The organism is Microbispora sp. CA-135349 (genome assembly GCF_050947365.1).
GTDB lineage: Bacteria > Actinomycetota > Actinomycetes > Streptosporangiales > Streptosporangiaceae > Microbispora.
Genome location: NZ_CP192001.1, coordinates 1,995,329 through 2,015,369, shown reverse-complemented (window position 1 = coordinate 2,015,369; position 20,041 = coordinate 1,995,329). Strand labels below are relative to the sequence as shown.

Annotated in this window: 18 protein-coding genes; 6 read left to right on the top strand and 12 right to left on the bottom strand. The window is 69.5% G+C overall.

Features of this window, described 5'->3' with window-relative positions; translation table 11 throughout:
* Positions 1-140 precede the first annotated feature (140 nt).
* From ACQPZZ_RS09690 to mscL, 3 genes are all read left to right on the top strand, one after another.
* Positions 141-1,145, top strand: a complete 1,005-nt coding sequence (locus ACQPZZ_RS09690) for a LacI family DNA-binding transcriptional regulator (RefSeq protein ID WP_030510556.1) — start codon at positions 141-143, stop codon at positions 1,143-1,145.
* Positions 1,132-2,616, top strand: a complete 1,485-nt coding sequence (locus tag ACQPZZ_RS09685) for a serine/threonine-protein kinase (protein WP_432930882.1) — start codon at positions 1,132-1,134, stop codon at positions 2,614-2,616. Before ACQPZZ_RS09690 ends, ACQPZZ_RS09685 begins: the two co-directional genes overlap by 14 nt.
* A gap of 291 nt (positions 2,617-2,907) precedes the next feature.
* A complete protein-coding gene (mscL, locus tag ACQPZZ_RS09680; protein ID WP_432930880.1) occupies positions 2,908-3,336 on the top strand; it encodes a large conductance mechanosensitive channel protein MscL in 429 nt (142 codons plus the stop codon).
* A 304-nt stretch (positions 3,337-3,640) separates the two neighbouring features.
* On the opposite strand, the gene ACQPZZ_RS09675 is transcribed toward mscL, so the two are convergent.
* The 6 genes from ACQPZZ_RS09675 to ACQPZZ_RS09650 form a co-directional block, all read right to left on the bottom strand.
* On the bottom strand, positions 3,641-5,623 hold the full coding sequence (locus ACQPZZ_RS09675; protein WP_432930878.1) for a glycosyl hydrolase family 28-related protein: 1,983 nt from the start codon (positions 5,621-5,623) through the stop codon (positions 3,641-3,643).
* Positions 5,620-7,188, bottom strand: a complete 1,569-nt coding sequence (locus ACQPZZ_RS09670) for a glycoside hydrolase family 13 protein (protein ID WP_432930876.1) — start codon at positions 7,186-7,188, stop codon at positions 5,620-5,622. The genes ACQPZZ_RS09675 and ACQPZZ_RS09670 overlap by 4 nt, the downstream gene beginning before the upstream one ends.
* Positions 7,189-7,230: 42 nt before the next feature.
* Complete coding sequence (locus ACQPZZ_RS09665; protein ID WP_432930874.1) at positions 7,231-8,208, bottom strand: carbohydrate ABC transporter permease; 978 nt, start codon at positions 8,206-8,208, stop codon at positions 7,231-7,233.
* A gap of 11 nt (positions 8,209-8,219) precedes the next feature.
* The gene (locus ACQPZZ_RS09660) at positions 8,220-9,143 is read right to left on the bottom strand and encodes a carbohydrate ABC transporter permease (protein ID WP_432930872.1); all 924 of its coding nucleotides are present in this window, start codon (positions 9,141-9,143) and stop codon (positions 8,220-8,222) included.
* 127 nt (positions 9,144-9,270) lie between these two features.
* Positions 9,271-10,650 carry an extracellular solute-binding protein gene (locus tag ACQPZZ_RS09655; RefSeq protein WP_432930870.1) on the bottom strand — a complete coding sequence of 460 codons (1,380 nt, stop codon included), beginning with the start codon at positions 10,648-10,650 and terminating at the stop codon, positions 9,271-9,273.
* A 491-nt stretch (positions 10,651-11,141) separates the two neighbouring features.
* Complete coding sequence (locus ACQPZZ_RS09650; RefSeq protein WP_432930868.1) at positions 11,142-12,152, bottom strand: LacI family DNA-binding transcriptional regulator; 1,011 nt, start codon at positions 12,150-12,152, stop codon at positions 11,142-11,144.
* A gap of 539 nt (positions 12,153-12,691) precedes the next feature.
* Between ACQPZZ_RS09650 and ACQPZZ_RS09645 the strand changes: the two genes are divergently transcribed.
* A complete protein-coding gene (locus ACQPZZ_RS09645) occupies positions 12,692-15,514 on the top strand; it encodes a discoidin domain-containing protein (RefSeq protein WP_432930866.1) in 2,823 nt (940 codons plus the stop codon).
* A gap of 122 nt (positions 15,515-15,636) precedes the next feature.
* Here the strand turns inward: ACQPZZ_RS09645 and ACQPZZ_RS09640 are convergent, their stop codons facing one another.
* A complete protein-coding gene (locus ACQPZZ_RS09640) occupies positions 15,637-16,629 on the bottom strand; it encodes a LacI family DNA-binding transcriptional regulator (protein WP_363647137.1) in 993 nt (330 codons plus the stop codon).
* A 130-nt stretch (positions 16,630-16,759) separates the two neighbouring features.
* Here ACQPZZ_RS09640 and ACQPZZ_RS09635 point away from each other — a divergent pair, with 130 nt between their 5' ends.
* Positions 16,760-17,131: a hypothetical protein gene (locus ACQPZZ_RS09635; protein ID WP_432930864.1), complete on the top strand. Its 372-nt coding sequence runs from the start codon at positions 16,760-16,762 to the stop codon at positions 17,129-17,131.
* A gap of 482 nt (positions 17,132-17,613) precedes the next feature.
* Here the strand turns inward: ACQPZZ_RS09635 and ACQPZZ_RS09630 are convergent, their stop codons facing one another.
* From ACQPZZ_RS09630 to ACQPZZ_RS09610, 5 genes are all read right to left on the bottom strand, one after another.
* Entirely contained in the window at positions 17,614-17,859 is a 246-nt protein-coding gene (locus tag ACQPZZ_RS09630; protein WP_432930862.1) for a hypothetical protein, read from the bottom strand.
* Positions 17,852-18,079 carry a DUF6158 family protein gene (locus tag ACQPZZ_RS09625; protein WP_432930861.1) on the bottom strand — a complete coding sequence of 76 codons (228 nt, stop codon included), beginning with the start codon at positions 18,077-18,079 and terminating at the stop codon, positions 17,852-17,854. Before ACQPZZ_RS09625 ends, ACQPZZ_RS09630 begins: the two co-directional genes overlap by 8 nt.
* A 13-nt stretch (positions 18,080-18,092) precedes the next feature.
* On the bottom strand, positions 18,093-18,239 hold the full coding sequence (locus tag ACQPZZ_RS09620) for a hypothetical protein (RefSeq protein WP_357325544.1): 147 nt from the start codon (positions 18,237-18,239) through the stop codon (positions 18,093-18,095).
* A 137-nt stretch (positions 18,240-18,376) separates the two neighbouring features.
* A complete protein-coding gene (locus ACQPZZ_RS09615; RefSeq protein ID WP_142563210.1) occupies positions 18,377-18,598 on the bottom strand; it encodes a DUF397 domain-containing protein in 222 nt (73 codons plus the stop codon).
* Positions 18,595-19,446 carry a helix-turn-helix domain-containing protein gene (locus ACQPZZ_RS09610; RefSeq protein WP_432930858.1) on the bottom strand — a complete coding sequence of 284 codons (852 nt, stop codon included), beginning with the start codon at positions 19,444-19,446 and terminating at the stop codon, positions 18,595-18,597. Before ACQPZZ_RS09610 ends, ACQPZZ_RS09615 begins: the two co-directional genes overlap by 4 nt.
* A 150-nt stretch (positions 19,447-19,596) precedes the next feature.
* On the opposite strand from ACQPZZ_RS09610, the gene ACQPZZ_RS09605 reads away from it, so the two are divergent.
* Positions 19,597-20,040 carry an ATP-binding protein gene (locus tag ACQPZZ_RS09605; RefSeq protein WP_363647133.1) on the top strand — a complete coding sequence of 148 codons (444 nt, stop codon included), beginning with the start codon at positions 19,597-19,599 and terminating at the stop codon, positions 20,038-20,040.
* Position 20,041: the final 1 nt, after the last annotated feature.

Below are 20,041 nucleotides of genomic sequence, written 5' to 3'. Positions count from 1 at the left end.
GCCTCCAACTGTGCCAAACGGGAGCGAAACTCTACGAAAGGTTTCACACCGAGGAAACCTCTGTTGACACGAGCGAAACAGTGATACTTTCGCTTGGGAGCGCTCCCAAGCCGTGTGAACCTTCGGGCCGAGGAGACCGGATGGCCGATCTTCCCACCCTCGCAGAGGTAGCCGCCGCAGCCGGCGTCTCCCCGGCAACAGCTTCCCGGGTCTTGACCGGCTCGGTACGCGTGACCACGTCGACCCGTCGACAGGTCCACGACGCCATGTCGCGTCTGGGCTATGTACGGCGCCGCGCCCCCAGGGGATCCGCGGGCAGACGGGCCGAGCAGATCATCGCCGCGGTCGTCTGCGAGCACAGTCCACGCCTTTTCACCGAGCCGTTCTACGCCAGGCTCCTGTCCGCCTGCGAGGAGGTACTGACGACGCACGGGGTCCCGATGGTCGTGATGACCGCGACCCCTGCGACCGCCTCCATCGCCGCTCCCCCGCTGGTCGCGGGCGCCGTCGACGGTGTCCTTCTGATCGGCGCACGGGCGCGGCACCCCCTCGCGGTCACGCTGGCGGCCTCGGGCGTCCCGGTGCGCTGTGCCGGGCGGCCGCCAGACGGCATCGACCTCCCGTTCGTCGACATGGACAACCGTGACGGCGGACGGCAGGCGGCCGAGCACCTGCTGCTCAACAACCGCAAGCACATCGCCACGATCGCCGGACCGCCGACCCTGCCGGCCGCCCGCGACCGGCTGGAGGGCTTCCGGCAGACGCTCCGCGACGCCGGCGTGCTCGACATGCCCGTGGCGTACGGCGACTTCACCCATGCGTCCGGCGCGCACGCCATGCAGTGGCTGCTGCAACGGGCGCCGCACCTCGACGCCGTGTTCGCGGCGTCGGACGTGATGGCGGCCGGGGCGATGCAGACACTGCGCCGAGCCGGGCGGAAGGTGCCGGACGACGTGGCCGTCATCGGATACGACGACGCGCCCGTGGCCAGGCACACCTCGCCGACGCTGACCACTGTCCGGCAGCCCGTCGAGGAAATGGCCACGCTCGCCGCACGACTGCTTCTCATGACACTCGGGGACGGGGACAATCCCAAGGGCAATCCGGTGCTGCCCACGGAACTGGTGGTTCGTGAATCGGCCTGAGCTTCAAGAAGGCGACGTCCTGACCCGTCGTTATCTGCTCCAGGAGCGCATAGCGACGGGCGGGATGTCGGTCATCTGGCGTGCCTTCGACCAGTCACTTCAGCGCATGGTCGCGATCAAGGTGCTGGACGGCTCGCTCGACGACGACAACCCCGGACGGGAACTCATGCGGCGGGAGGCGAGGGCCACCGCCCGGCTGATCCATCCCGACGCGATCGAGGTCTACGACTACGGCGAGACGGTCACGAACGGCGGCAGGCTGGCGTCCTTCGTGGTCATGCGCCTGCTCGAGGGCCGGTCGCTGGCCGACCGGATCATCGAGGGCCCCCTGCCCTGGGCCGAAGCGGTGGAGATCGCCGCCGGGCTGGCGAAGGTGCTGGCCGCGGCGCACGATCGGGGCATCGTCCACCGGGACGTCACCCCGGAGAACGTGCTGCTCGCCGACGACGGGCCCAAGCTGCTCGATTTCGGGATCGCCGCGTTCATCGGCGAGGCCGACGACCAGCTGGTCGCCGACTTCGGCACACCGCCGTACGTCGCGCCGGAGCGGCTGAAAGGGACGACGGCCGACCCCGCCGTGGACGTCTACGCGCTCGGCGTGCTGCTGTTCGAGATGCTCACGGGCGCCCTGCCCTACCCGGAGAAGACCTGGGAGGGGATCGAGGCGGCACGGCGGGAAGGACCGCCGCCGGCCCCCGAAGGGGTGCCGGGCCTGCCGCAGGAGGTCGCCGACCTGTGCCGGCGCTGCCTGTGCCCCGACCCCGTGGACCGGCCGACCGCACGGGCGGTGGCCGCCGCCCTGACCGCGGTGAAGAAGCCGCCCGGCCCGCGCGGGGCGGGGTGGGGTGCCGCCGCCGTCGGGGCCGCCGCCCTCGGCGGCATTCTGTGGATCAGTCAGACGGGCGGCCCCGAGGTCGGAGCCGTCGCGGTCCTGCCCAGCCCGTCGGCCGCGTACGCGCAGGCCAGCGCCTCGCCACCGCCACAGGTCGAAGCCGTCACCGAGCCCGTCACCCGGCCCCGGCACACGGTCGCGCCCGTCGCGGACCCCGTACGCACAGCCCGGCACCGCCCCACGGCCACTCCCTCCCACAGCGTCAAGGTCGTCAAGAAGGACCGGCACGCGGAGGACACCGTCAGGCGGCCGAAGACCTCGGCCACCGGCAGATCCGACGTGGCGCCGCTCCCCCTGGCCGCCACGGCCGCGCCGCCTCCGCGGATCGACACCGCGGTCCGGCAGTTCAACCTGCTCGTGGACGGCTCCGAGGCCACCAACGACATCGACGACGACGTCGCCCTGGACCTCAAGCAGGTGCTGCGCAACGCCGTCGACAACGGCCAGGGGCTGTCCGCCATTCGCACCAAGGTCGAAGTTCGGTACCGCGAGGGACGGCTGCCGCTCGTGTTGAAGGGGGAACTGCTGGCCGCGCTCGACCGGGTCGAAGCCGCCCTGGCCCAGGCCAGCGACACCTGAAGTGGGAGCGCTCCCAGAACAACCGTCTGTTGCGTTCGGTCAAGACCGAAAGTCCGGCCGCGGTCCGTTAAGCGGCCACATCGGGACCGAAATAATAGTCTAGTGCGGGGCCGGCCGACGATGCCCAGCCCCGGCATCCCCTCTTTCACACCCGGTCTCACCGCGGCCCTGTTCGCCGGCCGCCGGGTGAGGCGAATATCCCGTCCTGTGCCATTGATCGCTCCGGCTCCGGACAGGTTCCCTCCCCCCACGCCCTTGCATAGGAGAGGCAAAACCGGATAGCCGTTGCCCATGAGCGGATTCAAGAAGTTCCTCTTACGAGGCAACCTGGTGGAGCTCGCCGTCGCCGTCGTCGTGGGCGCGACGTTCAGCGGGCTCATCCAGGCCCTCGTACAGGACCTGATCACCCCCCTGATCGCGGCCATCACCGGCGGGAAGCAACCCGACTTCTCCAGCTACAAGTTCACCGTCAACGGCGCGGTGTTCAAGTACGGCGATTTCGTCAACCACCTGCTGACGTTCCTGATCGTCGCCGCCGTGATCTACTGGCTCGTCGTCCTGCCGATGACCCGCTTCCTGAGCCTCTTCGACACCAAGAAGGAGGCCACCGAGAAGAAGTGTCCCGAGTGCCTGTCGGACATCCCCGTCGACGCCCGCCGCTGCGCCTTCTGCACAGTTGAGCTGTCCACCGTTCCCGCCGCCGAAAGGCCCCCTGCCTGACTGAGTACGTCGGCAGTGTGGATGCTCGTGTAGAGGTGAGCTGAGCGATGTGTCGCGCCATTCGTGTGGTCCCTCTCAGGCGCACTTCCGGTCGTGAGGCTCAGCTCGCCCGATCACTCCTACGGCGCCCCTTACGCGCCAGAACCGCAGCGGCCGCCACGACACTTCAGAAGGTGCCGCAGTCGCTCCGCCAATCGCGGCAAATACCCCAATGCCACGGTCTCAAAATCAGACTTCTCACAGCAAGGACTCCCAGCCCCGAATGAGGCAGGGAGTCCAGTGGATCAATTACAGCCGGGGGGCGTCACCAGTGGGACGGGGCGGGCGGGGGGACGACCGGGGGGCGGTCGTCGCAGGTGATGGTGTTGGGCAGCATCCAGGGGGCGAGCCAGCCGCCGTCGTTGCCGCCGAGGTCGGTCAGGGAGAACTCCGACCCGGAGGGCGGGAAGTTGAAGGCCCCGCAGTTGTTGACGCCCACCGCGCCGACGTTGCGGGCGTCCACGTTCTCGAAGGACGCCGAGCCCTTCACGCGGGCGCTGACCACGGAGGTGCCCGTGCCGTCGACCCGGATGTCCCTGAAGCGGACCTTCGGAACCGCGTACAGGTCCTTCACCGACCACTCGCTGACCAGCATGATCGCGTTGTAGGTGCTGTCCAGGTAGTGGTCGCCGCTGACCTCGATGTCCGCGTCGATGTCCTTCTCCAGGGCGTAGAACCAGATGGCCCCCAGGCCGATCTTCCAGTTCAGCTCGAACGTGCCGGCCCGTACGGTCGTGTTGCCGCTGATGCGGAGCCCGCCCGCGAACGGCTCGGCGCCGAACCGGGAGCCGACCTGGATGGCGCTGCCCTCCCTGATCGGGTCGGCGATCAAATTGTTCGCGACCGTGTTGTCCGTGCCGCCGTAGATCGCGATGCCGTTGGCCAGCACGGGTGTCTGCACGGTGTTGTGGTCGACCGTGTTGCCCGCGTCGGCGGTCTTGTCGGACCACAGGGCGATGGCGTCGTCACCCGTGTTGCGGAAGACGTTGTTCGACACGACGGAGCCCGTCACGCCGGTGTGGAAGTTGAGCCCGTCGGCGATCTGGTCGGCGATGACATTATTGGTGATCTTGAGGTTGCGCATCGGGCCGTCGAACCACATGCCGACCTTGGTGTGGTGGATGTAGAGCCCGTCGATGGTCGAGTCGCTCATCGCGCCGCCGACGCCGTTGACCTGGTCGGTGTCGATCCGCTCGCGGACGTCGCCCTCGATGGCGAAGCCGGACAGGTGGACGCCCCGGCTGCCGCCCGCCGAGGCGTCCTTGCCGTAGAAGCCGACGCCGGTGTGCACCGAGCCGTCCGGTGCCGGGGTGTCCAGGTCGGCCTGGCGGCCCTTGATGATCGTGTACCAGCTGCCGGCACCCGTGATCGTCACGTCGTCCACGACGATGTGACGGTTCACCTGATAGGTGCCCGGCGGGATGTAGACCTTCAGGTGCGTACGCTTCGCGAAGGCGACGGCCTTGTCGATCGCCCCGGCGGAGTCGCGCCTGCCGGTGGGGTCGGCGCCGAAGAGCAGCACGTTCGCCGCGACGACCTCGACGCGCGGCGGGCCGACGAGCTGCGAGTCGAGCAGGTCGACGACCGTCCACGCGGCGCCGCTCCCGGCCGGGACCGTCAGCCGCACCGTGTCGCCCGCCCGGAACGTACGGCCGAGCAGGAGGCGCTGCTCGTCGTAGAAGTGGTTCGGGCGGAACGGCTTGGTGATCTCCGGGGCCGGCGTGGTGGCGTCCGGCACGCAGGAGCACTCGGTGATCCACCAGTCCGGGTGCAGCAGCCCCGCGTTCGGATCGTTCGAGAACGGATACTGGTTGTAGAGCCAGGCGTACTGCGATGTGAGGGTCATGGTGGCCCGCTTGTGGCCGTTGACCGCGACGTCGAGCGGCGCGGTGATGCCGCCGCCCCCGGGAGCGTCCGGGATGCTGTATCGCACGGTGATCGCGTTGGCCGCCTTGGGCAGGGTGAACTCCACGTACTGCCCGGGGGTCAGCCTGACCGCCTTGCGGCCGGACGCCTCCGCGGGAAGCGTGTACGCGTCGCGGCCCGGGCCGATGACCGTGCCGTCGGTGGAGGCGTTCTCCGCCTCCTGCTCGGCGAAGTCGACGCCGGCCCCGCGCCCGGCGACGAGCGCCGGGTCGAGGGCGGCCCGCGTCACGACGGGAGCCTTCGCCGAGGCCGAGGCGGACGCGGGCGTCGGTAAGACCACGAGCCCGGTGACGGCCAGCGCCGCCGCCAGCAGGATCCTCATCGGTCCTCCATGATCCAGACGGCGGTGTCGGACGGGAGCAGATCGCCGTCGACCGGGCCGCTGGCCAGCACCACCGGACCCGTCTCAGGGAGCGCTACCGGCTCGGCGCCGAGGTTGACCAGGCAGACCAGGCCGGAGTCGCGGCGGAACGCGATCACCTCGTCCCCGTACGGCAGCCAGGTCAGCGTGCCGTCGCCGAGGAGTTCGCGGCGCAGCCGCAGGGCCGAGCGGTAGAGGCAGAGCATCGAGCCCGGATCGGCCTCCTGAGCCTCCACCGTGAGGTCGCGCCAGCCGGCCGGTTGCGGCAGCCAGGGCTCGCCGGTGCTGTAGCCGAAGGGCGGCTCGGTGCCGGACCACGGCAGCGGCACCCGGCAGCCGTCGCGGCCGCGGACCGTGTGGCCGGAACGCTCCCACATCGGGTCGTCGAGGAGCTCCTCGGGGATGTCCTCGACCTCGTTCAGGCCGAGTTCCTCCCCCTGGTAGACGTAGACGCTTCCGGGCAGCGCCATCGCGAGCAGCGCCGCCGCCCGCGCCCGGCGCCGGCCGAGCTCCAGGTCGGACGGCATGCCGTCCCGGCGCTCGGCGTTGTCCCAGGACGTGACGGGCCGGCCATAGCGGGTGACGGGACGGGCGACGTCGTGATTGGACAACACCCAGGTCGCGGGCGCGCCGATCGGCACGTGGGTCGCGAGGGTCAGGTCGATGCTGCCGCGCAGCGCGGCCGGTTCCCACGCGCTCGACAGGAAGTCGAAGTTGAACGCGGTGTGGAGCTCGTCGGGGCGCAGATAGTTGGCGAACCGCTCCTGGTCGGGCAGCCACACCTCGCCGATGAGGATCCGCCCGCCGTAGGAGTCGGACACCCGCCGCCACTCGCGGTAGATCTCGTGGACGCCGTCGTGGTCGGTGTAGGACTCCTCCACGCTGTCGAGGTCCTTGACGAGGACGGCCGCGGAGTCGATGCGGACGCCGTCCACACCCCGGTCGAACCAGAACCGCAGCACGTCCAGGAACTCCTGACGCACGGCCGGGTTGTTCCAGTTGAAGTCGGGCTGCTCGGGGGCGAACAGGTGCAGGTACCACTCGCCGTCCGGCACCCGCGTCCACGCGGGACCGCCGAAGATCGACTGCCAGCCGTTCGGCGGGCCGTCGCCGACGCCGGGGCGGAACCAGAACCGCTCCCGGGCCTCCGAACCGGGACCGGCCTCCAGGGCCTCCTGGAACCAGGCGTGCTGGTCGGACGCGTGGTTGGGGACGACGTCGACGATCGTACGGATGCCCAGGCCGTGGGCTTCCTCGATCAGCTTCTCCGCCTCGGCCAGGGTGCCGAAGACCGGCTCGATGCTGCGGTAGTCGGCGACGTCATAGCCCCCGTCGGCCATGGGAGAGGGATACCACGGGTTCAGCCAGATGGCGTCGACGCCGAGGTCGGCCAGGTACGGCAGGCGTGACCGCAGCCCCGCCAGGTCGCCCGTCCCGTCGCCGTTCCCGTCGGCGAAGCTGCGCAGGTAGACCTGGTAGATCGCGGCCCCGCGCCACCAATCGGGGGTCGAGGTGTTGCCGGGCATGCTGAATACAACTCCTTACGGGGTGATGGCGACAGAGGGTTTTCAGCCCTTGAGGCTGCCGGCCGTGAGACCGGCCATGATGTGCCGCTGGAAGAGGAAGAAGACGACGATGGTCGGGATACTCGCGATCACCAGGGAGGCGACCAGCACGTTCTGCGGCATCTGCGAGGAGAGCGAGGCGATGCCGATGCTCACCGACATCTTGTCGCTGTCCGGCAGGACCAGCAGGGGCCAGACGAAGTCGCGCCAGACGTTGACGACGGTGAGGATCGAGACCACCCCGAGGATGGGCCGGGAGATCGGGATCACCACCGACCACAGGATGCGGCCCGGCGACGCGCCGTCGATCTCGGCGGCTTCGAGCAGCTCCCTGGGGATGGAGTCGAAGAAGCGCTTGAGCAGGAAGACGTTGAAGCCGTTGGCCGCGGCCGGCAGCCAGATCGCCCACGGGGTGTTGAGCAGGTTCCACCCGAAGATCGGCACTTCCTTCACCGTGAGGTACGCCGGGAGCATGATGACCATGGGCGGGATCATCAGCGTCGACAGCATCAGGGCCAGCACGACCTTGCCGAGCACCGGACGGAGCTTCGACAGGGCGTACGCCGCCGAGACGTCCACCGCGAGCGTCAGCAGCCAGGCGCCGCCGGCGTACAGGGCCGTGTTGCCGAGCAGCGTGCCGAGGTCCAGCAGATCCCACGCCTCCAGGTAGCCGTCCAGGGAGAAGTGCGACGGCAGGAAGGTCGGCGGGATCGCGTTGAGTTCCTCGGTGGACTTCATCGCGCCCGTGACCATCCAGTAGAGCGGGAAGACGAACGCGGCGGTGAAGCTCACCACCACGATCACCAGCACGATCCAGTAGACGATCCGGCCGCGGGTCGTGTTGAGCTGGTGCGGCGAGACGGCGGTGCGGAACTGCGTGTCGAACGCCTTGCGGGGCCGCCGCTGCCCGCGGCGCTCCTGCCCGGCGGGGGTGTCCGCCGTCCCGGCCGAGCGGTCGGGCATGACGGTGATGTTCGACATGGTCGCTCCCCTCACACCGTGTTGTCGCGCGAGACGCGCAGGTAGATCGCGGAGAACACCATGAGCACGATCATGAGCATCAGGCCGAGCGCGTTGCCCGCGTTGAGATTGCCGAAGTTGAAGGCGTACTGGTACATGAGGTAGACGACGCTGACCGTGGCGTTCTCGGGACCGCCGCCGGTGAGCAGGTAGGGCTCGATGAAGACCTGCATCGTCGCCACGATCTGCAAGAGGAGCATCACCAGCAGGATCAGCTTGGTCTGCGGGATGGTGACGTGCCAGATGCGCTTCAGCAGGCCGGCGCCGTCGAGCTCCGCGGCCTCGTACAGCTCGCTCGGGATGGTCTGCAGGGCCGCGAGGTAGATCAGCGTGCCGCTGCCCATGTTCGTCCAGGTGGAGACGATGACCAGCGAGATCAGCGCGGTGCTTGTCGAGTTGAGCCACTGCAGGCCCGGCAGGTGAACCAGGCCGAGGACCTGGTTGAACAGCCCGTAGTCGGGGTTGTAGAACCACTGGAACAGCAGCACGCTCACCGCGGGCGGCAGCATGACCGGCAGGTAGACGACGAAGCGCAGGTAGGCGCGCGCGTGCCGGAGCTCGTTGAGGACGATCGCGGTGACGAAGGGGATCCCGTAGCCGCACAGCAGGGCGAGCAGGGTGAACACCGCGGTGTTCACCCAGGCCGGCCCGAACGCGGGGTCGTTGATTACGGTACGGAAGTTCTCCAGCCCCACCCACTTCGGTGGGTCCACGAAGTTGGTCTTCTGGAAGCTGAGAATGACCTCCCGGATCATCGGATACCAGGAGAAGAACGCGAAACAAATCAGAGCGCCGCACAGGAAGCCGTAGGCGGTCACGTTGCGCCGCACGGCGCGCCGCAGTCTCGTCGGCTGCCGCCGCCTGCCGCCCGCTGCCGGGATGCTCGCTGTGGTCATCGTTGTGAATCCGATCTCGACGTGTGTGGCCCGGAACGCGCCCCGGACGCGATCCACCGGGGCGCCGGCCGCGCGCGGATCACACCCGCGGGCGACGCCCCGGACCGGTGCCGGATTATCAGGGCCGTCAGCCCTTCGAGGCCAGCAGGGAGTTGACCTTCGACTCGGCGTCGGACAGGAGCTGATCGATGTTCGCGTCCTTGCGGGTCAGCACGGCCGACATCGGAGTGTCGAGGATCTTGTAGATCTCCTGGGCGTACGGCCCCGGCTCGGCCTTCGGCGGGATGCCCTTGGAGCCCTCCACCCATCCGGCGAACTGCCCGGCGTCGATGTTGGCGTTCGCCTTGCGCAGGTCGTTCACGGCCTGACCGGACGGCGTGTCCGCGCCGTACAGGTCGGGGTACGGCTGGCCGACGGTCAGGTTCGCGCCCTTGGCCCGCACGTAGTCGAACTGACCCTTGCCGGGGGTGAGGAACTTGTACTCGATCCACTTGAGGCCGGCCTTGATCTGCTCCGGCGTGGCCTTCGGGTTGATCATGTAGCCGGCGCCGCCGTTGAACAGGGCCTTGGCCTCGGGCTGGGCCGTGATGGCGTAGTTCTCGAACTTGCCGCCGAAGTCGTTGCGCAGCGAGATGAGCACATCGGGCGCGCCCAGCATCATGCCCATCTTGCCGCCGGCCATGGCCTTCATCAGGGCCGGCCAGTCGATGTACAGCTGGGAGCCCATGCTGTTGTCGGCCCACCGCATCTGGTGGAGGTTCTCCAGCACGGCCTTGCCCTCGGGGGTGTTGAAGGCGGCCTTCTTGCCGTCGTCGGTGATGACCGATCCGCCGCGGCCGTAGATGGATGCGGTGAAGTGCCAGCCGCCGACGTTGTTCCCGCTGTACTCGCCGTACCCGACATAGCCGGGCCCGAGTGCGGCGATCTTCTTCGCGGCGGCCTGCACCTCTGCCCACGTCTTGGGCGGACTGTTCGGGTCGAGCCCGGCCTTGGTGAAGACCTCCTTGTTGTAGACGAGGCCCATGCCGTAGCCGTCGGTCGGCAGACCGTAGACCTTGCCGTCCTTCTTGAAGAGGTCGATCGAGCTGTTGTAGTCCTGGAACGTCTTGATCTCGTTGACGTACGGCGTGATGTCGGCGGCCTGGCCGCTCTCAACCAGGCGGCCCACGTTGGGAAAGTTGACGTAGAACACCGTCTCGAGCTCGCCGCTGGCCAGCTTGGGCTCGAAGGTGCGCGGGTCGTAGCAGGGGAAGGCATCGGTGACCTTGGACACCTTGATGGTGGGGTTCAGCTTCTGAAAGGCCGCCAGGTCTTCCTCGAAGGTCGCGCGCTCCGCCTTGTTCGTCTTCGGCGGCTCGCAGTTGACCGAGATCGACACCGGCCCCGCGCCGCCGGGCGCCGCACTGGCCTTGTCGCCGCCGTTGCCGCTGTCGTCGGTGCCGCACGCCGCGGCCGTTGCAATGGCAAGTCCCGAGACCAGCAGTATCGAGAGCTTGTGGGATTTCATCCTCGTTCCCTTCTGGAACCGCGCACCACGACCCGTCGAAGCACACGGCTCGGGGGCCGGCTGGAGCGCCCCGATCCGCTCGGTTGCGAGAAACATACAGAGGCATGCAGGACTGAGCAATAGTCCATCATTAACTCTGCAAAAAAGTGACAGTGACCGGTCTATCACCGGCATGCGCCCGCACGAGCGCAGACGCGCTCAAGAGCGGGCCGACGGGGAACGGGGATGCTCGGGGTTGGTACCGCATGGGCGGAAGTACCGTGACGCGCTCAAGGGCGGGCGGGTGCTCCGGCCGGCCGTGATAGTGGCGGTCCGGTGAGCCGCGCGGGGCGCGGCCATCGCGGGCGCGGTGGTACATGGCACGGTCTTACGCCGGCCTCCGCACCCGCCCGCCCCCGGCGCTCCGCGCCGACGGCGAGGCGGGCCGGAGGCAGAGCCCCTCCATGGGAAGCGACCGCCGGAGAGCAGCAGCGATCCCGCAGCCAGGAGCTTCAGGAACGGGGTGCGGGCGCGGTTGAGGCGCGTACGACCAGCTCTGGTTCGAACAACAGCTCGTCCCCCTGCACCACGGCCGCGTCGATCTGGGCCACCAGCAGCTCGACCGCCGCCCTGCCCATCGCGTCGATGGGCTGGCGGACCGTGGTCAGCGGCGGATCCACGCAGTTCATCAGCGCCGAGTCGTCGTATCCGATGACGGAGACGTCCTCGGGCACCGACAGTCCCGCCCGGCGCGCCGCCCTGATCGCGCCGAGGGCGAGCACGTCACTGGCGCAGATGATGCCGGTCACACCTCTGGCGATCATGCGCGTGGCGGCGGCGTGCCCGCCTTCCAGCGAGAACATCGTGTGCTCGACGTGATCGGGACCGAGTTCCAGGCCGTTGGCGGCGGCGTACGCGCGGAACGCCGCGAGCTTGCGCTGGGACGGCACATGGTCGGGCGGGCCGAGCAGCATCGCGACGTCGCGGTGCCCGAGCGCCATGAGATGGGCGAGCGCGATCTCCGCGGCGGCCACGTCGTCGCACGAGACCTGGGGAAACCCGAGATGTTCGACGGCCGCGTTGACGAGCACGGTCGGCAGCTTGCGCTCCAGGACCCTTCGGTAGTGGCTGTGGGAGGCGTCTCCCTGGGCGTACAGGCCGCCGGCGAAGACCATTCCGGACACGTGCTGCTGGAGGAGCAGGTCCACATAGTCGGACTCGGAGACACCGCCCACGGTCCGGGTGCACAGCACGGACGTGAACCCCTGCTGGGCCAGCGCACCACCGACGACCTCGGCGAACGCCGGGAAAATCGGGTTCTGCAACTCGGGGAGGACCAGGCCGACGAGCCGGCCGCGGTCGCCGCGCAACTGGGTCGGCCTTTCGTATCCCAGCACGTCGAGAGCGGTGAGCACCGCCTCCCTGGTGGCGTCGGAGACCCCCGGCTTGCCGTTGAGCACGCGACTCACCGTCGCCTCGCTCACGCCCACCTTCTTGGCCACTTCCGCAAGCCGTCGTGTCATGGACGCAACTATACGACAGCCAACGCAAGTGCTTGCGTCTACTTACGTACTTCCTTGGAAACGCCGGATGCCTCCGGCCCGCCTCGCCGTCGGCGCGGAGCGCCGGGGGCGGGCGGGTGCGGAGGCCGGCGTAAGACCGTGCCATGTACCACCGCGCCCGCGATGGCCGCGCCCGCGCGGCTCACCGGACCGCCACTATCACGGCCGGCCGGAGCACCCGCCCGCCCTTGAGCGCGTCATGCATTCCCTGCTCATAAGCACATCGCGTCCCTGCTCATGAGCACCTCGCGCGTGCCCGCCCACCGGTGAGCGCGCCGGATGCACGCGCCCAGCCCCCAAGCACGTCACACGTCCCCGCCACTGATGCCCAGCGACCAAGCACCTCGCGTTCCCCATCCCCCGTATCTTGCGACTTCTCGTCGTAATATTGCAGAAAGATGTTTGTCAACTTATCGTGTGGCCACTCACCTTCTTCGGAGGTGTGGCGGTTTCAGCGTCCACGCCGCATCTCCCGGATCTCGCATGCAGAAAGGATTCCCATGAGAAGATCCGGAGCCGCCGTCGCGGTGGCGGGGGCGCTGATCGCCTTGGGGAGCGTGGTGGCGTTCCCCGGTATGTCGTCGGCCGCGACGTCGCCGTCACCCTTCTCGATAACCGGAAGGGGCGCGACCGTGCCGTTCACGGAGATCGAAGCCGAGAGCGCCGTGACCAACGGCGAGCGGATCGGCCCGGACCGGGTCTACACGCATCTGCCGTCCGAGGCGTCGGGCCGCCGGGCCGTACGGCTCGACGCGCCGGGAGAGTACGTCGAGTTCACCCTGCCCAAGGCCGCCAACGCGATGACCGTGCGCTACAGCGTGCCGGACAACGCGTCCGGCACGGGCATCACGGCACCGGTCGACCTGAGGATCGACGGGACCAAGCTCAAGGACCTGCAGTTCACCTCCCGGTACGGCTGGTTCTACGGCGGCTACCCGTTCGGCAACACGCCGGGCGACAAGCCGCACCACTTCTACGACGAGACCCGCACGATGTTCGGATCGACCCTGGCGGCGGGGACCAAGGTGCGGATCCAGGTGGCCTCCACCGCGGTCGCGCCGTGGTTCGTCGTGGACCTCGCCGACTTCGAGCTCGTGCCGGACCAGATCACCCGGCCCGCCGGATCGCTGTCGGTCGTCGACTTCGGCGCCGACCGCAACGGCACGAGCGACTCCACCGCCGCCTTCCAGGCCGCCGTCGACGCCGGAAAGGCCCAGGGCAAGGAGGTCTACATCCCGGCCGGCACGTACACCCTGTGGGATCACGTGGTGGTGGACGGGGTCACGCTGCGCGGCGCCGGACCCTGGTACAGCGTGCTCACCGGCCGCCATCCCACCCAGCGCAACCGCGCCGTCGGCGTCTACGGCAAGTACGTCAGCGGCGGCGGCTACACCGGCGGGATCCGGCCGCACGAGGCGGGCGGGCCGAGTCGCAACGTCACTCTGAAGGACTTCGCGATCATCGGTGAGATCACCGAGCGGGTGGACGACGACCAGGTCAACGCCCTCGGGGGCGCGATGACCGATTCGGTGGTCGACAACGTGTGGCTCCAGCACACCAAGGTCGGGGCCTGGATGGACGGCCCGATGGACGACTTCACGCTGAAGAACAGCCGCATCCTCGACCAGACGGCCGACGGTGTGAACTTCCACACCGGCGTCACGAACTCCACGGTGACCAACACCTTCGTCCGCAACACCGGCGACGACGGCCTGGCGATGTGGCCCGACCGGGTGGCCAACGCGAACAACGCCTTCACCTTCAACACCGTGGTCGCGCCGGTCCTGGCCAACAACATCGTGACGTACGGCGGCCGGGACATAAAGATCACCGACAACGTGGTGAGCGACACGGTGACCAACGGCGGCGGCATCCACGTCGCCAACCGCTATCCCGGCGTGAACTCCGGCCAGGGCACGGCCGTCGCCGGCACGATCACCGTCGCCCGCAACACGCTCATCCGGGCCGGCAACAGCGACTACAACTGGAACTTCGGCGTCGGCGCGATCTGGTTCGACGGCCTCAACGAGCCGGTCAACGCGACGATCAACGTGACCGACACCGACATCGTCGACAGCTCCTACGAGGCCGTCCAGTTCATCGAGGGCAGCACCCAGACCGTCAACTTCTCGAACGTGAACGTCGACGGCACCGGGACGTACATGATCCAGGCGCAGGCGGCGGCGAAGGCGACCTTCACCAACGTGAGGGCGGCCCACATCGGCGCGGGCGTCGCGATCCACAACTGCGTCGGCACCGGATTCGCCCCCGCGTACGGCACGGGCAACTCCGGCTGGAGCCTGAGCTCCACCGTCTGCACCGGCCAGTGGCCCGCGCCGAACTACATCTACGACGGCGGCGACCCGAGCCCGAGCCCCTCGCCGTCCAATTCGCCGTCCAGCTCGTCCTCTCCCTCGCCGTCGCCCAGCCCGACGGCGTGCGCCCCCGGCAGCGGGGACCTCGCCCGGGGCAAGCCGGTCACGGCGACGAGCAGCACCCAGTCGTACGTCGCGGCCAACGCGGTCGACGGCGACGCGGGCACCTACTGGGAGTCGGCGAACAACGCCTTCCCGCAGTCGATCACCGTGGACCTGTGCGCCGTGACCCCGGTCCAGCGGGTGGTGCTCACGCTGCCGCCCAGCGCGGCCTGGGCCACCCGCACCCAGACCCTCTCGGTCCTCGGCAGCACGGACGGCACGAACTACACCACGTTGTCCCCCTCGGCGGGCCGCACTTTCGACCCCGCCACCGGCAACACGGCGAGCATCTCCTTCACCAGCGCGAACGTCCGGCACGTGCGGGTGACGGTCACCGGCAACACCGGCTGGCCCGCCGGGCAGCTGTCGGCCATCGAGGTGTACGGCACCGGCACCACCCCCAGCCCCTCACCCAGCCCGCTGCCCACGGGGAACCTCGCCCGGGGCAAACAGGTCAGCGCGAGCAGCCACGCCGACGTGTACGTCGCGGGCAACGCGACCGACGGGAACACGGGCACCTACTGGGAGTCGGCGAACAACGCCTTCCCCCAGTCGATCACCGTGGACCTCGGGGCGTCCGTCACGGTCGGCAGGGTGGTGCTCAGGCTCCCGCCGAGCGCCGCCTGGGGCGCCCGCACCCAGACGCTGTCGGTCCTCGGCAGCACGGACGGCACGAACTACACCACGATCGCCGGGCCCGCGGGCTACAGGTTCGACCCGGCGAGCGGTAACGCCGTCACCGTCGCCGTGCCCGCCGGCGCCCGGCGTTACCTGCGGCTGAACGTCACCGGCAACACCGGCTGGCCGGCCGCGCAGATCTCCGAGTTCGAGGCGTACGCCTCGTAACCCGGAACGGGACGCCCGGAGGAGGAGTGGACGCCTCCTCCTCCGGGCTCCCCCACACAGCATGACCCCACCAGGCCGTACGGCACGATCACGGGACGGCGGACCGGATCAGGAGACCGCGCTCAGGCGATGGCGACGCCGACCCGACCCGTGGAGGAGCGAACCACCAGCTCCGGCTCGAACAACAGCTCGCCCGTCGCGACGGCGGCGCCCTCGATCTGGCTCACCAGCAGCTCCACCGCGGCCCGGCCCATCGCCTCGATCGGCTGGCGCACCGTCGTCAGGGGCGGGTCCACGCAGGTCATGAGCGCGGAGTCGTCGTATCCCACAACGGACACGTCCTGGGGCACGCGCTTGCCGGCCCGCCGCGCCGCGCGGATGGCCCCGAGGGCCAGCGGGTCGCTGCCGCAGATGATCCCGGTGACGTCCTGCCGTACGAGCTTCAGCGCCGCCGCGTGGCCGCCCTCCAGCGAGTGCATGGTGTGCTCGACCAGCTCGCCGCCCGCGGCGCGGAAGGCCTCCAGCTTCCGTACGGACGGCATGTGGTCGGCGGGGCCGGCGACGAGGCCGATCCGCTGGTGGCCGAGCGCCCTGAGGTGGCCCAGCGCCTGCTCCACCGCGATCGTGTCGTCGCAGGAGACGCGGGGGAAGTCCCAGTGGTCGGCGGCGGCGTTGACCAGCACGGTGGGCAGCCGCCGCTCGACCAGCCGCAGGTAGTGCTCGTGGACGACGCCGGTCTGCGTGTAGAGCCCCCCGGCGAACACCACGCCGGACACCTGCTGCTGCAACAGCAGGTCCACGTAGTCGGCTTCGGAGATCCCGCCGACCGTGCGGGTGCACAGCACGGGGGTGAACCCCTGCTGGGCCAGCGCTCCGCCGACCACCTCGGCGAACGCCGGGAAGATGGGGTTCTGCAACTCGGGCAGGACGAGCCCGACCAGACGGGCGCGCTCACCGCGAAGCTGAGTGGGCCGCTCGTATCCGAGCACGTCGAGGGCCGTCAGCACGGCCTCCCGGGTGGCCTCGGAGACCCCGGCCTTGCCGTTGAGGACGCGACTCACCGTGGCCTCGCTGACCCCGACCTTCTTCGCAACCTCCGCAAGCCGTCGCGTCATGGCGGCAAGCATACGACGCGGAGCGATCGGGCCAAGGATCTTCCGCCACAGGGCTGTAAGCGGGCTGAAAGCGCCGTGAAAGAGGCGATTCCTAGTGTCTGACGCGTTGAAGATCACTCAGGAAGGCACCATGAACATCCTCAGGAACAGCCTCGCCGTCGTCGCGGCGTCCGCCCTTCTCGCCCTCACCGCCGCCTGCAGCGGGAGCCAGACGGCCGTCTGCGAGGAGGCGACCAAGGCGTTCACCGACTACAGCAGCAAGGCCGGCGCCGCGGCCGGTGACTTCAAGGGCATCAACGCCGCGACCAGCGACCTGGCCGCGCGGCTCAAGGACCTGTCCGGCAAGGCCGACGGCGACCTGCAGGTGACGCTCACCGGCCTGGCCGACTCGTGGGGGTCCTTCAAGATCGACCTGTCGGACCCGGCCGCCGCGACCAAGCTCGCCGAGTCCGGCCAGAAGGCCATCCAGGCGACCCAGCAGCTCGCCTCCGCCTGCTCCTGACCCGAGCATCGGGCTGCCCGCCTTCAGCGCGGGCGATCGCAGACCCCCGGCCGGCCCGGCGATCCGGGCGAGGCGGACGGTGTGGCGCACCACCGTTCCCCGCCCGCACCGCCGTGGTCCGGCCGGGTCCACGTAATCGGGCACCACGGCCGCCGGCGCCGGGGGCGGGCGGGTGCGGAGGCCGGCGTAAGACCGTGCCCTGTACCACCGCGCCCGCGATGGCCGCGCTCGCGCGGCTCACCGGACCGCCACTATCACGGCCGGCCGGAGCACCCGCCCGCTTCTGAGCGCGTCCACCAAGGTTGGCCGGCCCGGCGAACCAGGGCCGGCCGAAGCACTCACGAGGGCACGTCGGCCAGGTGGAACGCAAGCCGGCGTGAGCACGGCCGACGGTTGGCCGAACCACTCACGAACGCACGTTGGCCAAATGGAACCGGCATGGGCCGAAGCACGTTCGTGAGCACGGCCGACGGTCGGCGGTTTCAGTAGTCGAGCCCCCAGTCGTGGTCGCCGAGGAGGTAGGCGTCGCCCTTGGGCACCAGCCTGCCGCCTGCGGTCAGCCTGTCGAGGCACCGCCGTACCTCGTCGTCGCCGAGCCCGGTCATTCGGGCGACCTCGGCGACGGTCGCGTGCCGTTGCTCCACGTTCAGTGCGGCGACGGCCTCGTAGACCGTCATCTCCGCCGCCGTCATCTCCTGGGCGTCTTCCAGGCTCTTTCTGTCAGGCACTGCGCTGTCTCGCCCCCTCACGCAGCCGCTCCGGATCGACCTGCCGGTCCGGGTAGCGTTCGAGGTACTCGCGTTCCAGTTCCTGCGTCCGCGAGGTGTGGTGCTCCAGCGCGTCGTCCGACCCGTGGAAAAGTGTGTCCGACCGGGTTTCGTGCAGGTGGCGCAACTCGCGGATCAGATCATCGTCGCCCAGGTCCCGCGGGTCGACTCCCATGGTCATGTTCGGTCCTCCCTCACACCTCTGTGGGCTTGTCCCAGCGTTCGTCCGGGTTCTTGTCGTCGGGCTCCGCGTTGGGCGGATCCGTGGCGGACGGGGTCCACTCGCCGGCGATGTCCGGCTCGTCCTCGGTATCGATGTAGCGGTCGTCTTCCTTTCGCATGCAGGTCTCCTGCCCGGTGGAGGGCCCGCCATTCCGGACCGGCCGCACCGCCCCGCCCTCATCACCCCTGAATGCCGTACGGCCCGCCCCGCGCCGGCGAAGCGCGTGACGGGCGAGCCGTACGGGGACGGGAGCTGTCAGGACAGGTCGAACTCCCCGCCCTTGACCCCGTCGATGAACGCCTCCCACTCGCCGGGGGTGAACATCAGCCGCGGCCCCTGGGGGTCCTTCGAGTCGCGCACGGCTACGCCGTCACGCAGGCGCGCCACCTCCACGCACTGGTTGCCGACGGTGTTCGAGCGCGCCGCCTTGCGCCAGACCGCGCAGGCCAGATCGTCCGCCGGTACGAGTCCCCTCATCGCCCTGCCAACTCCTTCTCGACCGAAATGATGGTTTCCATGGACTTCTCCGGGCCGAGCGCGGCGGCACGAAGATGATCGAAGACCTGGGCATATCGGCGGATCTCCGCCGGATCCTCCAGGTAGAGCTCACCGCTCAGGTTCTCCAGCAGCACGACGTCGGCGTCGCCGGGATCGGCGAAGGCCAGGATCGCCAGCGCGTTGCCCATGCCGAGGTAGGCGCCGGCGTCGAAGGGCAGCACCTGCACGGTGACGTTCGGCTGCAGGGCCGTCTCGCGCAGCCTGCGCAGTTGCTCGGCCATCACGGGCGGACCGCCCACCGGCCGCCGCAGCGCCGCCTCGTCGACGACGGCCCACAGCTCCAGTGGGGCGGGCCCGGTCAGGCGCCGCTGACGCGCCATACGGGCGGCCGCCCGCCGCTCGATCTCCGCCGGGTCCTTGACCAGGGCGGCGCCGATGACCGCGCGGGCGTAGTCCTCGGTCTGCAGCAGCCCGGGCACCAGCAGCGGCTCGTAGTTGCGCACCGAGGACGCCTCGGCCTCCAGCCCGACGTACGGTCCGGGCAGGACGTCGTCGTAGGCGCGCCACCATCCCCGCCGGGCCGCGTCCCTGGCCAGCGCGATCAGCGCCTCCCGCTCCGAGCCCTCGACGCCGTAGAGATCGAGCAGGTCGCGGATGGTGCGGGGCTGCGGGCGGGTGTGACCGGTCTCGATCCGGTACACGGTGGAGGCCGCCACGCCGAGCCGCCGCGCGACCTCCTCGCGGATGAACCCGGATTCACGCCGCAGACGCGTCAGCTCACTGGAAAGCCGGCGGAGCCGTACCGTAGGACCGCCTACTCCCCTCATGAACCGAACTCTCCCTTTCGCCGCAAAAGGAAACCATGCAATCGTTCATTCGCCGTATTGCGTAGTCGTTTTGCAAAGTGCAGGATGAACGAAGTCTTGCACGACCTCGAATCGCCATCGGCAGACGGGTGCACAGGGAGTTATCACGGGATGACAATTCTCAACCTCTCGGGGAGAATCGCGATCTCACGCCCCTTCTCGGGAGAGCCGTCCCAGGTGCGGGCCGCCCGGCGGTTCGTGGCGGGCCGCCTCGGCGACGGTCATCCCTGCCGTGACGACGCCGTGCAACTGATCGGCGAGCTGGTCGCCGAGTCCCTGCGGCACGCCGTCTCCTGCGGGCGTCCTCCCGGGTACGGCGTGGCGGTCCTGGCCACCCCCGCCGCGGCGCGCGTCACGTTGTCGACCCAGGGCTGCGGGTGCTGGACGTCTCCGGAGCTGACGCCGGGCCGTGGCGTGCACCTTGTGGACCTGTTCACCCGGCGGTGGGGCGTGTCGGCCAGCCGCACCGGGGTCTGCGTGTGGTTCGAGCTCGGGCACGACGCCGCCGTACCGCAGCCAAGGGACGCGGAGAGCGAGGGCACGAGGACGGCCTGAA